Raw genomic sequence first — 14971 nt, 5'->3', positions numbered from 1 at the left:
TGCAGCATGAATTATTTTGCTCACGAATCGGCAATAATTGACGATGGATGTGCCATTGGAGAAGGTACGAAAATTTGGCATTTTAGCCACATAATGCCCAAATGCACCATTGGAAAAGGCTGCAACATTGGCCAAAATGTGGTGGTTAGTCCAGAGGTAGTGTTAGGCAACAATGTGAAGGTTCAAAACAATGTCAGTATCTACACAGGAGTTATTTGCGAAGACGATGTTTTTTTGGGGCCAAGCATGGTTTTTACAAATGTCATAAACCCTCGAAGTGCTGTAAACAGACGTGACCAATATTTAAAAACCATCGTAAAAAAAGGTGCCAGCATTGGTGCCAATGCCACCATTGTGTGCGGAAACGATTTGGGCAAATATTGCTTTATTGGTGCCGGAACGGTTATTACAAAAGAAGTTCCTGATTTTGCACTGATGGTTGGCAACCCTGGACGACAAATTGGTTGGATGAGTAAGCATGGCCACCGACTTCATTTTGACAGCAATGGATTGGCTGAATGTCCAGAAAGCAATGAAAAATATCAACTTAAAAACAATAAAGTTATTTGTTTGAATGACTAAAATATTAGTAACAGGCGGGCTTGGGTATATCGGAAGCCACACCGTGGTAGAACTTCTGCAAAACGGTTTTGACGTGGTTGTGGTGGATAATTTAAACAACTCCAGCATTGAGTTTAAAGAACGAATAGAAAGAATTGCACAAAAAGAATTTTCATTTTATGAAATAGATGTTTGCCAAACCTCAGAGCTAAACGTGGTTTTTGAAAATGAAAAGATTGACGGAATTATTCATTTTGCTGCCTATAAAGCCGTTGGCGAATCGGTAGAGCTGCCAATAAAATACTACCAAAACAACATTGGCGGCCTCATAAGTCTATTGGATTGTATGAAGAAACATGATGTTCGAAACATTGTTTTTTCATCGAGCTGCACCGTTTATGGCGACACAAAAAACAGTCCCATTAAAGAAAATGAACCTATTGCCGAAGCCATTTCTCCGTATGGAACCACCAAAATAATTGGCGAACAAATACTGTTTGATTTTGCCAAAGTTACTCCATCAAAAGTGGTTAGTCTCCGCTATTTTAATCCTGTGGGAGCCCACCAAAGTGCCTTGATAGGCGAATTACCGTTGGGTGTGCCGAGCAACCTGGTGCCATACATTACTCAAACCGCTGCCGGAATTCGTGCAAAACTCACCATTTTTGGAAATGACTATAACACACCCGATGGCACCAACATCCGCGATTTTATTCATGTGGTAGATTTGGCAAAGGCACATGTTAAGGCCATAGATTTTGCGTCAAAAAATGATTTTTCGGTGGAAGTTTTCAATTTGGGTACCGGAACAGGAAGCTCCGTCACAGAGGTTGTTAATGCTTTTGAACGAGTAAATAACATAAAGTTGAATTACGAATACGGCCAACGACGTGCCGGAGATGTGGAGCAGATATGGGCCGATGCCACCAAGGCTAAAGAAAAGCTCGGCTGGCAAACCGAGTTGGGGCTTGACGAAATGATGCTTACGGCTTGGGAATGGCAAAAAACTCTGCTATAAACCCAAAATCCAATGTTACGTTGCCGAAATTTGAACTAATCTAAAACCTATTTTTGCAGCATGCACAACTTTATACACGACAGCAACATTGCCGTTTTTGATGGTTCTAAATTCAACTTGAATGATTATAGAACCGATTACACCGCCGATTTAAAATCGAAAAAACAGGGCAAAAAAAAGCTGGAAAAAGACAAAGAAGTGCTGCACGAATTGCAAAGAATGATGTATGCCACCGACAGTCATTCGGTGTTGCTTATTTTTCAGGCAATGGATGCCGCCGGAAAAGACAGCACCATTCGCAAGGTGTTTTCCGGCATGTTTCCGCAAGCCAGTTCGGTTTATAGCTTTAAAGCCCCTACCAGCAGAGAATTAGATCATGATTATTTGTGGCGAAGCAGTTTGGTGTTACCCGAAAGAGGGACATTTAGCATTTTCAACCGTTCGTATTATGAAGAAGTGTTGGTTACACGGGTTCATCCCGAATTTATTTTGGGGCAACGCATTCCAGGCGTTGACAGTTTAGAAAAAATAGACCTCCGATTTTGGAATAGACGTTTGGAGGCCATCAAAAATCATGAAGAACATTTGGCCGAAAATGGTACGTTGATACTGAAATTCTTTCTAAATGTTAGTCAAGAAGAGCAAAAACGAAGATTTTTAGACCGAATAAATACGCAAGAAAAGAACTGGAAATTCAATATTGGAGACTTAAAAGAGCGAGCCCGATGGAGTGATTATATGTTTGCCTATCAAGAACTTATACGACACACGGCGGTTTCACATGCCCCGTGGTTCGTAATTCCTGCCGATAGCAAGTGGTTTATGCAAGCGGCTGTTTGCGACATCATTATCGGAGCGTTAAAAAAATTAGATCTCAGCTATCCTATTTTAAACGAAGAAGACGAAGCCAATTTGTTAAAGGCTAAAGAAATGTTGGAGAATGAGTAATTTGGTTACTCCAACCTGCAAAAAAAATCCCTTGCCAAAAGCAAGGGATTTTTCGTTTCTATTCTATTTTATATTTCTTATCGAGCGGAGCAACCGCAGTTTTTATCAACATAACCAACCGTTCCGGCAGCAGTTTTGCATGGGTCGCCAAAATTTAATTTCAAATTCGGGCAATCATACGTGGTAGTGTTTGAACCAACGCACTCACAATTTTGATTTACAACACCCACAGTTCCGGCTGCGGTTTTGCATTTATCACCAATATTTAATTGAAGTTTTTCGCAATCATATTTAGGTGTGTTTACCACTTCACAATTGCAATCTTTGTTAACAATTCCTACTTGGCCATCTGCAGTTTTGCATCTATCACCAAAATTGAGTTGCAACCTTTCGCAGTCATACTTAGTTGTATTGGCAACCTCGCAATCACAATTTTTGTTTACAAACCCAACTTGACCATTGGCATTTGTGCATTTGTCGCCATAATTTAGTTGCAATCGTTCACAATCATATTTTACAGTTTTTGTTTCGCAGTCGCAATTGGCGTTAACTGTTCCCACCACTCCAGCAGCAGTTTTGCAGGCATCACCAATATTTAATTTCAAATCAGGGCAATCGTATCGCTTGTTGTTTTTGCGTTTTTCTTTATTTATGTAGTCCAACAATTCGTCTTTGCAAGAAGTGGTAACCAATGCCATACCGAACAAGGCTACCAATAAAATTTTAAAAGAGTTTTTCATATCCAAATGATATTTTAAAGGGTCGAATTTAATCAAATTTTGTAAATCATTTTCTATTATTTCTATGTCTTTATCAATTTCATTTTTTTATTGCATAGCCCTGATTTACTGATAGAATAACGAATTCAATAAGTAAGACATTCGGGTTTATTTGGTCAAACTATTTGCTAACGTTCAAAAAATCAATACAAAAGAACTACCTTTGCCAAAATTTTAAAGGCTGAGCGAGGATTATTTGGCATAATGTTCGTTCAATCATAACAACATTATGACAACATTTCACAGCTTAGGTTTGCAACCAGAAATTTTGCAAGCCGTAGAAAAACTTGGTTTTGAAAAACCAACTCCCATTCAAGAAAAATCAATCCCTTATTTGCTCGAAAACACCGGCGATTTGATGGCTTTAGCCAGCACCGGCACAGGAAAAACAGCGGCTTTTGGTCTTCCGGTTTTACAAAAAATAAATCCTGCGGCTAAAAAAATTGAGGCATTAGTATTGTGTCCTACGCGAGAATTGTGCCGACAAATACACGACGATTTTCAAAATTTTGCATGCAACCTTAACGGATTTAGACAAGTGGCGGTATATGGCGGTGCCAATATAATGAGTCAAATTAAGGAATTAAAAAGTGGTGCAGCGGTAGTAGTGGGTACACCCGGTAGGGTGGTAGATTTGATTGAACGAAAAAATCTTGACATTTCGAATGTGAAATATTTGGTGCTTGACGAGGCCGATGAGATGCTTAACATGGGGTTTAAAGATGATTTGGATTTTATTTTGAGCAATACTCCTGAAGAGCGTCAAACGATGCTTTTTTCGGCCACCATGCCTGCTGAGGTTAATCGTATTGCTAAACGATATATGAACAATCCGGAAATGCTCGAAACCTCTTTGGCAAACAAAAGTGCCGAAAACATTGAGCATTCCATTTACATGGTAAATGCATCCATTCGTTTTGATGCTTTACGTCGAATAGTGGATGTGAATCCGGATATATACGGAATTGTTTTTTGCCGAACCCGAAAAGAAACACAGCAAGTAGCAGACAATTTGATAAAAGCCGGATACAATGCCGATTCATTACACGGAGATTTGTCACAGGCACAACGTGATAGTGTAATGGCCAAGTTTCGCTCCAGACATTTGCAAATTTTGGTGGCCACCGACGTGGCTGCCCGTGGTTTGGATGTCAACGACATTACCCATGTTATCAACTACAACCTACCCGACGAGTTGGAGACCTATATACACCGAAGCGGAAGAACGGCCAGAGCTGGGAAAAAAGGCGAATCCATTGCCTTGGTAACTTCTCGAGACAAATCGAGTATTAAAATTCTTGAACGAAAAATTGGCAAACAGTTCGAAATAAAACGTATTCCAACAGGAGAAGAAATTTGCGACAGACAGTTGATAAAATTGGTTGATGATTTAGCCGAATCGAATGTGGACGCAACCGAGGTTGAACGTTATTTGCCAATCATTACCCAAAAATTGGAGAACTTTTCTCGCGATGAACTGATAACCCGCTTTTTTGCCACCGAGTTTACCCGTTTTTCAGCATTCTACAAAAATGCACAAGACATTAATCTTGCTACCTCTGAACGCAGAAGTAGGGAAAAAGAAGACAGAAACGACCGATATGTTCGGGATGATGAAGGCTCAAAAAGAGGAAAAAAAGAGCGGAACCGCGGCAGAGGCGGCCGCGTGGACTTTGACCGATTCTTTGTTAGCCTGGGCAAAAAAGACAACCTAAATCCTCACCGCTTGATGGGCTTTATCAATGAGTTTCCGAACCTTCAGGGCATTGCCATTGGTCGGGTAGAAATAATGAAATCGTTCAGTTTTGTGGAGGTTGACTCTAACTTTTCATCTACTTTGGTGAATACCGTAAATGGTCAAAAATTTCATGGAAAACCATGTGTTATTGAACCAGCTTCGTCAATAAAACCTAAGAAAGACAGAGATCGCGATCGAGGAAGAGATCGGGATAGAGACCGAAAAAGAAAGCGATAGAATCAAGTTTATTGTCGTTAATAAAGAAATCCTATTTTTGCGGCACTATTTTAAATGATTCTAAATAATGTTTCACGAACAAATTAAAGAAGTTACCACAGAAGCTCATAAAAATGCCGAAAAACATAGTTACGGCATGGAAATCATGAGCCGCACCCTCACCAAAAATCAATATGCCCAGTTGTTGATTGCCAACTATACGTATATAGCGGCTTGGGAAAAACAGTGGGAAAACATAGGCTTTGAAATTCCATCGGGATTAAAACTTGAACAACGAAGAAAATATAGTTTATTGGTTCAAGATCTTGAAAATTTGGGACTTAATGTTTCGGATATTGAGCTAAAAAACATTAACAAACCTGCAAATTATGCCGAATTTATTGGCAGAATGTATGTAGTAGAAGGTTCGACACTGGGAGGTGCGGTTATTGAGAAACAACTCAAGCTAAACGCCAATTTAGAAGGTTGCTCATTTCACTTTTATGGTGGATACGGTCAAAACCTTATACCTTTTTGGAAAGAATTTATTGGTTATTTGAATGAAATTTCAGATGATGGAAAAGACGCTGCTATTGCAGAAGCTAAGCAAACCTTTGCTCACATGGAGCAATGTTTTATAGATGCCAAACAAGTTGCCGTTTCATAAATCAGGTTTTTTATTTTTGCACCAAAAAAATTAATTAATGGCTACAACAGCAGATTTATCAAGAGGTTTATTCATTCGACACCAGGGTCAATTGTGTCGTGTGGTAGAATATCAGCACACTATGCCCGGAAAAGGTGGAGCATTTTATCAGGTTAAGATGAAAAATGCCATTACCGGAAAATCATCCGATTACCGCTTTCGTTCCGGCGAATCCATTGATGTGGTTCGGGTGGAGGAAAAGGAAATGCAATTTCTATACATGGAGGGTGAAAACTTAGTGGTAATGGACACAGAGTCGTATGAGCAATTTCAACTTTCTGCAGCTTTGGTGGGCGATGCCATGAAATTTTTGAAAGAAGAAATGATGCTAACCGTATATCTCGACAATGGAAACCCAATTTTGGCTGATGCACCAAACCACGTAGTTTTGGAAATTACCTACAGCGAGCCAGGCATAAAAGGAGACACTGCAAACAATCCGCTGAAACCAGCTACATTAGAAACTGGAGCCATTGTGCAAGTTCCGCTATTTGTTAATCAGGGCGAAAAAATAAAAGTGGATACCCGCACTGGCGAATACGTAGAAAGAGCAAAATAAAAATAGACTATAAAGATTATGCGAACAGCCCCGCAAGGGCTGTTCGCTTTGTTTTATAAATGCATCAATTAGGATAAGTACAGCCGCTAGTTTTGGGCTTAGTTCCAAAAAAAGTATTCTTGCACCCATTTTATGAGTTTAGAAAAAGAAATATCAAAACGCCGAACATTTGGAATTATCAGCCACCCTGATGCCGGAAAAACTACGCTAACCGAAAAGTTGTTGCTTTTTGGGGGTGCCATTCAAGTGGCTGGAGCCGTTAAAAGCAATAAAATTACCAAAACAGCTACTTCCGATTTTATGGAAATTGAAAAGCAGCGGGGCATTTCTGTGGCCACTTCCGTTATGGCTTTTGACTATAAAGACAAAATTGTAAATATTCTCGACACACCTGGTCACAAAGACTTTGCAGAGGATACCTACCGAACTTTGACCGCTGTGGATAGCGTTATTTTGGTAATAGACTGCGTAAAAGGTGTGGAAGAGCAAACCCGCCGACTAATGGAGGTATGCAGAATGCGAAATACACCGGTAATCGTTTTTATTAACAAACTTGACCGCGACGGACGAGACCCCTTTGATTTGTTGGATGAGGTAGAAAATGAATTGAATATTTCTGTGCGGCCATTAAGCTGGCCCATTAGCATGGGGCGTGACTTTAAAGGTGTTTATCTTTTGCACGATAAGTCATTGAATATTTTTGAAGTAAATAAGACCCGAAAAGCCGACAGCTACGAGAAAATAACTGATTTATCTGATTCAAAATTGGATAAATTGGTTGGCGAAAAAAATGCTAAAAAGTTGCGTGAGGATGTGGAACTGATTGAAGGCGTGTATGAACCTTTTGATAGAAGCTTATATCGAGAAGGGTTTTTAGCCCCTGTATTTTTTGGTTCGGCGGTAAACAATTTTGGTGTGCAAGAGCTGCTCGATACTTTCGTAGAAATAGCTCCAAACCCCGTAACTCGCAACACCGACATAAGAGCCGTAGAACCGAGCGAGAAAAAATTTACCGGATTTGTGTTTAAAATTCATGCCAACCTCGACCCAAAACATCGCGATAGAATTGCTTTTTTGCGTGTTTGCTCGGGCGAGTTTAAACGAAACACATTCTACCATCATGTGCGATTGGATAAAAACCTAAAGTTTAGTAACCCATACAACTTTTTGGCTCAAAGCAAAAACGTTATTGACAATGCCTTTCCCGGCGATGTGATTGGACTGTATGATACCGGAAACTTTAAAATTGGAGATACCTTAACCGAGGGGGAAGACCTGAATTATAAAGGAATTCCGAGCTTTTCGCCTGAAATATTTAAAGAGGTAATAAACCTTGACCCAATGAAAAGCAAACAACTCGAAAAAGGGATTGAACAGCTTACAGACGAAGGTGTTGCACAGCTTTTTAGACAAGAACCCGGCAACCGAAAATACATTGGTGTGGTGGGCGAATTGCAATTTGAGGTAATTCAATATCGGTTAGAGCATGAATATTCGGCCAAGTGTCGATTTGATGCACTGGCATTTCACAAAGCCTGCTGGATGACTGGAGACAAGGCCAAAATAGATTCCTTCTGCCAATATCGTCCAAAGGAAATTGTCTTAGACAAAGATGGAAACCGAGTGTATTTAGCCTCCTCCCCTTATGTGCTTCAAATGGCTCGCAGCAATAACCCCGACATCACTTTCCACGAAACCTCGGAGTTTAAAGTATAGGTTGGGTTGATTTGTAAAAGGTTTGAGTTTTCAAATTTGTAAATTTATCACCACTCCTAATACAGTATGATGTTTGGATATACCTTTTCTACATGCAACTAACTGGTGGTTGTTTTTCATACGCCAGTTTGCTTTGGTTAAAATTATTTTTTCGGGAAATACCTTTGTTTTTCATTGCACCTTAACCTGATTTGTAATTCTCCCAACCTTGCCAATATTTTTAATTTTGGAAATTCTTATAATATCGGTTTCCGTTTGAACCAAAATAAATTGGCAAAACAGCAGCAGATTTATGAGACGAATTTTTTTTTGAATGAACTCTCCCTATTAACTTACCCTTTGACTTGAGTTATTGACATGGTAGATAAAAATCATTTAGCAACAGCCAACAGAAGTATTAACTTTGCCGCAAAAACAATCAATGTCTGCACAAGGTTGGGTTATAACCCTTTCTATTTTAGCCATATTAATGTTGGTAGAACGTTTTTTTGCCATTAGAAAAAACATAAAAACGTATGATTTAGCCGATTTTATGGTCAATCTGTCTTGCGGAATTTTGGAAAGGGTTTTCGCTTTCTTTTGGTACTTCGTGTTTTTTATTGCCGCCCAATGGGTGTTTGACAATGTTTCCATCTCATGGCACATTCCAAGCAATGCGTTTACATGGGTTTTGGCCGTGGTGGCGGCAGATTTTGCGGCCTATTGGCATCACCGATTGAGCCACGAAATCAACTTTTTGTGGGCGGCACACATTGTGCATCATCAAAGCGAAGACATTAATATTTCTACGGTTTTCAGAGTGTCGTTTTTTGCCGTTTTCAATCGTTCGTTTTTCTTTATTTGGCTTCCGGTTATGGGTTTTTCACCTGAAATGTCGCTCTTCGGAATCATGTTTGTCGGAGCGTTTCAGTTTGTAACGCACAGCCGTGTGGTTGGCAAATTGGGCTTTTTAGAAAACATTTTTTCTACTCCTTCCAATCATCGGGTTCATCATGCCAGAAACGAAAAATACATCGACCACAACTACGGCCACGTACTTATTTTGTGGGATAAAATTTTTAAAACCTACACGCCGGAAGAGGAAGAACCTGAGTATGGAATTACCACGGGTTTTGAAAGCGATGATGCCTACAATGCTCACTTCTTTTATTGGAAGGATATGTTTAAACGAGCCAAATTGGCATCGAGTTTTAAGGATAAAGTAAAGATTTTTTTTGCCAAACCCCAATGGACACCGGCCGATGTGGGCTATTTGCCGAATCAATATAAAACTGATAAAAATGGAAACAGACTGCAACATCAAACGCCCATGAGTAAAGAGTTTGGTGCCTATATGCTGATAAACAATATTTTTACTTTAGGATTGTTTGTGGCCATGTTTGCTTTGGTACCTGACTATAAAGATATTTCAACTTCGCTGTTGTTTGCCAATAGAGAATTAATGATTTTGGTTGGGGTAATTTTCTTTTCGGTTTGGACTCATGGCCGATTTTTGGATAACAAAGCGGGCAGTAGAATATTGGACAGCATCCGATTGATTTTGGTGGCGGTTTTTATTCCGCTTGTTTTTGAGTCGGTGGCTTTTGAAGGGTTCAACCTTGTGGTTTGGGCGTTTTCTGCTGCCATGTTGGCTTGGTTGTGGCTGGGTAATAAAATTACCCACATTCCTTCCCCTGCTCAATTAGCCTAAAAGTCAGAGAGAAAACTGAAGACTGTCTTTAAGTTGGTTGGCGGTAAACTGTTTTATGCTAACTTTCAAATCAATTTTTTCCAGTGGCTCATCGATGATGTTAACCGTTTCTTTTTCAATCAGTTCTAATACGTTTTCCCCTTTTATTATTTTTCCGAAAATCATGTAGTCGCCATCCAATCTGGGCAATCCTGCTTCGTTGCACACAATGTAAAACTGACAGGCATTCGATTTTTTTTCAGGATTATCATCTCTGCCCATTCCCAATGCCCCGTATGTATGTTTTAAGCTGTCAACAAACTCCGGATCCAATATGTAGGGAGAGTTCTCAAAGTACTCTGGCAGGTCGGGGCAACCGCCTTGCACCACAAAATTCTTAACCACTCGGTTAAAGGTAAATTGGTCGTAATGCTTGGCATTGGCCAGCTCAATAAATTTTGCTTTATGATTTGGTGTTTCGTCGTACAGCCAAAAGTACATTTCACCTAACCGCGTTTGCACATGAGCGATCGGATATTTTTTTTCAACGGGCATTTCTTCCGAGTTTTTTTCGGAGCATGAAAAAAGAAGAATTAAAAGGGTAATGTGCCAAAATTTCATAGAACAAAAATACAGAATACGTGCATTTTATGAATCTGGTTAAAACATTTGGATATAATCTCATCACATAAATAAACTATACTTGAGGCATGAAAAGCATTTTGTTTGTTTGTCTTGGCAATATTTGCAGGTCGCCGATGGCCGAAGGGGCTTTTTTACACTTGATTAATGAAAAAGGGTTGGCAGCCGATTTTTATGTCGATTCTGCGGGAACCGCCGGATATCATGTGGGGGAAAGACCCGATAAAAGGATGATTCAAACTGCCGAAAAACATGGCGTTTATCTTCCGAGCAGAGCCAGAAAATTTGTAAAAGAAGATTTTGAAAGGTTCGATTTTATAGTGGTGATGGATGAATCGAATTTGCACGATGTGCTAAGGTTGAAAAATGATACGGCCAAAGCTACTGTATTAAAAATGAGGGAGTTTGACGATATAGGAAGGGGAGGAGATGTGCCAGACCCGTACTATGGCGGAATGAATGGTTTTGAAGAAGTTTACGAAATGTTGATGCGATGTAATGACAATTTTATTGAATATTTGAAAAATAAAAATGAATAACGCACGAGGGTTACCTCTTGCATAAAAAATATATAAAGCCGAAAAACAGTTGAAACACTTGCTCCTTTTTGCTCTTATTTATCTGCCCAAACTCGGTTTTTCGCAGGATACGCTATATTTTGATACCCTTGTAAACTCGGGCAAAGGCTCATTTTATGTAATGGTGGAAACCACCGAATTTCTATTGAAAGATACCACAATGATACCCACAGGGCATTGGGAATTTTTTACCAAATCCGGCAAGTTAATTAAAGAGGCCAATTACACCCTCGATTTACGCCAAAAGGCCAGTGTGCTAAATGGCGAGGTTAAATATTATGACACCTTGGGCGACCACATTTTATCTTTATGGTATAGAAACGACCAGATATACAGAAAAGAAGCTCAACGAATTTTTTATTTGATGGAAGGTAATTCGGCGTATGACGTGAAAGAGCAATATGGTAAGCTACTGGTTTTTGAGCATCTCGACCGATTTGCCCAACCAAAAATTGTTACCGAATATGTAAACCTGCGAAGCGAGAAAGAAATGGCCTATTATTTTGACGAAGAGGAACGATTGAGCAGCCCACATTTGCTTCGCGAAGCAGCCAATTGGCCAAATGTGGAGGGCAATTTGGTGGACAACGCCATGTTTGAAAAACACCCGCTTTTGGCCGAAAGCAGAGCCTCTATTGAAAATGAAGTAACTGCCTGGAAACCGGCATCGCCCACGCCTGATTTTTTCTATTCGGAAGACTGTAAAAGCGGCACGGGTTGCGTTGGATTTAGGGTGTATAGCCTTGTGCGGGATATTGAATATTTGCAAAACAGATTAGTGAAACCTCTGAAGAAAGATAGTGTTTATTGCTTTTCTTTATATGTAAAACTCGCCAATCAATGTGCTTTAACCAGCAATGGCTTGGGCATTCACTTTAGCAAAAAACCAATTAAAAGCATTAACGAAGTCATTGATAAACAGCCAAACTTGCTGCTCAACGAAAGCTATTTACCATACAAGTCAAAGTGGATGTTGCTGCAATGTCAGTACAAAGCTCAAGGTGGTGAAAAATATTTAACCATCGGCAGTTTCAAACATCTACGTGATATATCGCTCACTCCGGTAAAAGGCTATCAGCACGAGGCATACTACATCATGGATGATTTGGTGCTTCTTCCCATTAGCGACTCCACCGAGTGTACATGCAATTTGAATGAGAAGCCCGCACCCAAACCTTTGGTTATTTACGACACACTTTCTTCTTTGCTTCAGGATGAACCCCTGGCCGGAGATAAGTTTGTGCTGGAAAATATTTATTTCGAAAATGATGAATTTCAACTGTTGCCTCAGTCGATGCCTGCTTTGGTAAAGCTAAAAAATATGCTTATTCAATATCCAACTATGCGAATTGAAATTGCTGGCCACACCAGCAACACCGGAGGTTATGACCATAATTTGGAACTGTCATACAACAGAGCAAAATCGGTAAAACAGTTTTTGATAATGCAGGGCATCGCCGCCGACCGACTCCGCATAAAAGGCTATGCCGACACCGAACCAATTGCCAGCAACGATACTCCCGAAGGACAGGCAAAAAACAGGAGGGTGGAGGTTGAAATAATAAAACGGTAATGGTAGAACACAATACAATGTGCCTCAACCATTATTGTATTTTCAAATAATACCCATTTACCCCTACGGAATTCTTTTTTCCCCACCAAACACCTTGAAAATGCGAATAATCATAAGGTCTATCATTTTCTTCGTATCTTAATTTTTAATTCGATGATGCGAAGCAGGTGGCCTTGATTAGTGTTTGAATGGAATAGTAGAATTTTTCGTAAAAATGGAGGAAGCTCGCGAGTGGGCGAGCGAGATCGCCGACATTTTAGAAAAATTCAATATGAAATTCAAAAAGCCAATCAGAGCCTTGACTTTTTGTTTCTTTTGTGTTAAGACAAAAGAAAGGAGACAATAATTTCTAAGTCATTCAATGTTAGTAGATTTGCCGTTCACAATATTTCCTCATCACTTCTTCTTCGTCTACGTCGATTCCGTGTTCACGTAGCTCTTTGAAAAATGTTGGAATTTTAGTTATCCACCCTTTTATATCCGATTTTGAAGTAATCATATTTAGTTTATTCTCAAATTCGGTTAAAAATTGGCTATAAAGTATCTTTATACCCACTTCTTCAGGCCTAACATCCTCATCCTTTTCAAACGATGGTAATACCGCCAATTTAATTAATACATCATTCTTAATAAAAAGCAACTCCATTGAACCTTCAACAGGAATAAATCCGCAAGATTCAAATAAGTCAGAGGATAACCAGGGAAAATGGCATCTATGTATGTCAAAAACTCGTTCTTCTTTGGTTTTAAATATTTCTACAAGAACTTGGTAGTTTCCAATCTTCTTAATTTTAGCAGGGAAATATCCTCGATTTCCATTGCTAATGCCGATGTAATTATTCATCTTGTTTTTTTTAATTACAAATTTATGGTCACTTAAACCTGATTCCTAATTGGTAATATTTCTTGTTCCTTTTTCAATTTGGGAGGGTTTGCTGCAACAAATGTAAGTTGACCAAAAGCCTGAAGGAAATACATAAGATTTTTGCTATATCAAAGCAATCTACCCATAGTAAACAGTGGCTTTAGATATAACCCCAAAAAATAAGAATACCAACCACCACCGATGCCAATGCCAAAATCAAAACGGCTCCGGCGGCTACGTCTTTAATAAATTTTACTTTTGGGCTTTGTTGAGGGTGCAACAAATCGAGTGTTTTTTCAATGGCGGTGTTGAGCATTTCGGCGGCTATTACTAATGAAATGGTTAAAACCAATACCAACCATTCCATTCGGGTGATGTTTAAATAAAACCCGCAAAAAATAGCAACCACTGCAAAAACCAATTGAATTTTTAGGCTTAATTCTGATTTAAAAGCTGCAACGATGCCCGAAAATGCTATGGGTAAACTTTTTAAAAACTTGTTCATTCGTGTAAAGATAAATGAAATGTAAATTTTCCTCTGTATTCTCTGTTAAAAATCTCTGTGTTCTCAATGGTTAATCGTTTTTAACCACAAAGACACTGAGTTTTTTTTCACAGAGGCCACGGAGTTTTCTTTGTTTTCGCCGCAGCTAAATGAACGTTCTCTGTGTTCTTTGTGCATCCTTTGTGTACTCTGTGGTTACTCTATTTTCCAACCACAATTCGCTGCGGCGAACACGGAGGGATTCACTGAGGTTACGGAGCTTTTTTAAAAACTTATTCATTATTGGCCGAAATTGAATGAAAAACATAATCCAAAACGGCAATAAAGATGGCAAAAAGTGTCGTAAAACCGATAATGTAAAAGGCATCTTGACTAAAAATAAGGTGTATCATATCCGAACAAAAGGCTAATGGATGTAGCAGTGCATCCCAACTGTTGTATCGCTCTACCCGACCCAAATATATGCCATACCCTACAGACAAATAGATTGCCGAAAGTGCCAAAATCTGTATGTTTCTTGATGGGAAATTCGCCAGAAATAGTTTCAATCGATTTATAACTATAAAGTTGATAAGACAGCCTGCCAGCGAGAAGGAGAAGAGCATGACCAAATCATACCAAAATGTGGGGGAGTGTAAACTATGTCGCAAATGAACCATATCTGTAATTAAATAGGCCGAATTGGGCAAGAAAACAAGGGTTAAACCTATCAAAATCAGGTTTTTAAGGCTCCATTTTTCATTGGATAAATTATTCAGAAAAAGTAGGGGCAACCAGGCCAAAAAGAGATTCCAAAACAAAAAACTAAATATAAAATGTTGTTGCCAAATTACCCGAAATGCAACGAGAATAATGCAAAAACCGGATAGCAGAAAAAGAGATTTGTATTTTTTCATTT

General features: G+C 39.2%; 15 protein-coding genes. 10 read left to right on the top strand and 5 right to left on the bottom strand.

Going from position 1 to position 14971, the window contains the following annotated elements:
* Window positions 1-6 precede the first annotated feature (6 nt).
* From H6607_10820 to H6607_10810, 3 genes are read left to right on the top strand one after another with little or no spacing between them, the layout of a single operon-like run.
* Window positions 7-582, top strand: coding sequence for an N-acetyltransferase (locus tag H6607_10820; GenBank protein ID MCB9262856.1), 576 nt, complete (start codon window positions 7-9; stop codon window positions 580-582).
* The gene (gene galE, locus H6607_10815) at window positions 575-1579 is read left to right on the top strand and encodes a UDP-glucose 4-epimerase GalE (GenBank protein ID MCB9262855.1); all 1005 of its coding nucleotides are present in this window, start codon (window positions 575-577) and stop codon (window positions 1577-1579) included. The genes H6607_10820 and galE overlap by 8 nt, the downstream gene beginning before the upstream one ends.
* Window positions 1580-1639: 60 nt before the next feature.
* Window positions 1640-2527 carry a polyphosphate kinase 2 family protein gene (locus H6607_10810; protein ID MCB9262854.1) on the top strand — a complete coding sequence of 296 codons (888 nt, stop codon included), beginning with the start codon at window positions 1640-1642 and terminating at the stop codon, window positions 2525-2527.
* A gap of 77 nt (window positions 2528-2604) precedes the next feature.
* On the opposite strand, the gene H6607_10805 is transcribed toward H6607_10810, so the two are convergent.
* Window positions 2605-3267: a hypothetical protein gene (locus tag H6607_10805; GenBank protein ID MCB9262853.1), complete on the bottom strand. Its 663-nt coding sequence runs from the start codon at window positions 3265-3267 to the stop codon at window positions 2605-2607.
* A gap of 268 nt (window positions 3268-3535) precedes the next feature.
* On the opposite strand from H6607_10805, the gene H6607_10800 reads away from it, so the two are divergent.
* The 5 genes from H6607_10800 to H6607_10780 all read left to right on the top strand — a co-directional run bounded on the left by H6607_10800 (window position 3536) and on the right by H6607_10780 (window position 9931).
* The gene (locus H6607_10800; protein ID MCB9262852.1) at window positions 3536-5281 is read left to right on the top strand and encodes a DEAD/DEAH box helicase; all 1746 of its coding nucleotides are present in this window, start codon (window positions 3536-3538) and stop codon (window positions 5279-5281) included.
* Window positions 5282-5348: 67 nt separating this feature from the next.
* Window positions 5349-5927 (top strand): biliverdin-producing heme oxygenase, encoded by a 579-nt coding sequence (locus tag H6607_10795; protein ID MCB9262851.1) that lies wholly within the window; start codon window positions 5349-5351, stop codon window positions 5925-5927.
* Between the two features lie 37 nt (window positions 5928-5964).
* Window positions 5965-6525, top strand: coding sequence for an elongation factor P (gene efp, locus H6607_10790; GenBank protein MCB9262850.1), 561 nt, complete (start codon window positions 5965-5967; stop codon window positions 6523-6525).
* Between the two features lie 132 nt (window positions 6526-6657).
* Window positions 6658-8241 (top strand): peptide chain release factor 3, encoded by a 1584-nt coding sequence (locus tag H6607_10785; protein MCB9262849.1) that lies wholly within the window; start codon window positions 6658-6660, stop codon window positions 8239-8241.
* A 421-nt stretch (window positions 8242-8662) separates the two neighbouring features.
* Window positions 8663-9931 carry a sterol desaturase family protein gene (locus H6607_10780; protein MCB9262848.1) on the top strand — a complete coding sequence of 423 codons (1269 nt, stop codon included), beginning with the start codon at window positions 8663-8665 and terminating at the stop codon, window positions 9929-9931.
* Between the two features lie 3 nt (window positions 9932-9934).
* Here the strand turns inward: H6607_10780 and H6607_10775 are convergent, their stop codons facing one another.
* A complete protein-coding gene (locus H6607_10775) occupies window positions 9935-10531 on the bottom strand; it encodes a peptidylprolyl isomerase (protein ID MCB9262847.1) in 597 nt (198 codons plus the stop codon).
* An 89-nt stretch (window positions 10532-10620) separates the two neighbouring features.
* Here H6607_10775 and H6607_10770 point away from each other — a divergent pair, with 89 nt between their 5' ends.
* Both H6607_10770 and H6607_10765 read left to right on the top strand, forming a co-directional pair.
* The gene (locus H6607_10770; protein MCB9262846.1) at window positions 10621-11091 is read left to right on the top strand and encodes a low molecular weight phosphotyrosine protein phosphatase; all 471 of its coding nucleotides are present in this window, start codon (window positions 10621-10623) and stop codon (window positions 11089-11091) included.
* Window positions 11092-11149: 58 nt separating this feature from the next.
* Window positions 11150-12703, top strand: a complete 1554-nt coding sequence (locus H6607_10765; GenBank protein MCB9262845.1) for an OmpA family protein — start codon at window positions 11150-11152, stop codon at window positions 12701-12703.
* Window positions 12704-13067: 364 nt separating this feature from the next.
* Here H6607_10765 and H6607_10760 read toward each other — a convergent pair whose 3' ends face one another.
* From H6607_10760 to H6607_10750, 3 genes are all read right to left on the bottom strand, one after another.
* Window positions 13068-13547 (bottom strand): hypothetical protein, encoded by a 480-nt coding sequence (locus tag H6607_10760; protein MCB9262844.1) that lies wholly within the window; start codon window positions 13545-13547, stop codon window positions 13068-13070.
* 181 nt (window positions 13548-13728) lie between these two features.
* Window positions 13729-14073 carry a diacylglycerol kinase family protein gene (locus H6607_10755; GenBank protein ID MCB9262843.1) on the bottom strand — a complete coding sequence of 115 codons (345 nt, stop codon included), beginning with the start codon at window positions 14071-14073 and terminating at the stop codon, window positions 13729-13731.
* A 272-nt stretch (window positions 14074-14345) separates the two neighbouring features.
* Window positions 14346-14969, bottom strand: a complete 624-nt coding sequence (locus tag H6607_10750) for a DUF1361 domain-containing protein (protein MCB9262842.1) — start codon at window positions 14967-14969, stop codon at window positions 14346-14348.
* Window positions 14970-14971: the final 2 nt, after the last annotated feature.

The sequence above is a fragment of the Flavobacteriales bacterium genome (assembly GCA_020635395.1).
Classification (GTDB): Bacteria; Bacteroidota; Bacteroidia; order NS11-12g; family UBA9320; genus UBA987.
Note: the sequence above shows the minus strand (reverse complement) of the source record. Positions and strands in the feature narration are given on the sequence as shown.

Excerpts from the sequence above, each read along its gene's own strand:
- H6607_10775 (MCB9262847.1), bottom strand. The coding sequence starts at position 10,531 with ATGAAATTTTGGCACATTACCCTTTTAATTCTTCTTTTTTCATGCTCC.
- H6607_10820 (MCB9262856.1), top strand. The coding sequence starts at position 7 with ATGAATTATTTTGCTCACGAATCGGCAATAATTGACGATGGATGTGCC.
- H6607_10805 (MCB9262853.1), bottom strand. The coding sequence starts at position 3,267 with ATGAAAAACTCTTTTAAAATTTTATTGGTAGCCTTGTTCGGTATGGCA.
- efp (MCB9262850.1), top strand. The coding sequence starts at position 5,965 with ATGGCTACAACAGCAGATTTATCAAGAGGTTTATTCATTCGACACCAG.
- H6607_10800 (MCB9262852.1), top strand. The coding sequence starts at position 3,536 with ATGACAACATTTCACAGCTTAGGTTTGCAACCAGAAATTTTGCAAGCC.
- H6607_10780 (MCB9262848.1), top strand. The coding sequence starts at position 8,663 with ATGTCTGCACAAGGTTGGGTTATAACCCTTTCTATTTTAGCCATATTA.
- H6607_10755 (MCB9262843.1), bottom strand. The coding sequence starts at position 14,073 with ATGAACAAGTTTTTAAAAAGTTTACCCATAGCATTTTCGGGCATCGTT.
- H6607_10810 (MCB9262854.1), top strand. The coding sequence starts at position 1,640 with ATGCACAACTTTATACACGACAGCAACATTGCCGTTTTTGATGGTTCT.
- H6607_10760 (MCB9262844.1), bottom strand. The coding sequence starts at position 13,547 with ATGAATAATTACATCGGCATTAGCAATGGAAATCGAGGATATTTCCCT.
- galE (MCB9262855.1), top strand. The coding sequence starts at position 575 with ATGACTAAAATATTAGTAACAGGCGGGCTTGGGTATATCGGAAGCCAC.
- H6607_10750 (MCB9262842.1), bottom strand. The coding sequence starts at position 14,969 with ATGAAAAAATACAAATCTCTTTTTCTGCTATCCGGTTTTTGCATTATT.
- H6607_10785 (MCB9262849.1), top strand. The coding sequence starts at position 6,658 with ATGAGTTTAGAAAAAGAAATATCAAAACGCCGAACATTTGGAATTATC.
- H6607_10770 (MCB9262846.1), top strand. The coding sequence starts at position 10,621 with ATGAAAAGCATTTTGTTTGTTTGTCTTGGCAATATTTGCAGGTCGCCG.
- H6607_10795 (MCB9262851.1), top strand. The coding sequence starts at position 5,349 with ATGTTTCACGAACAAATTAAAGAAGTTACCACAGAAGCTCATAAAAAT.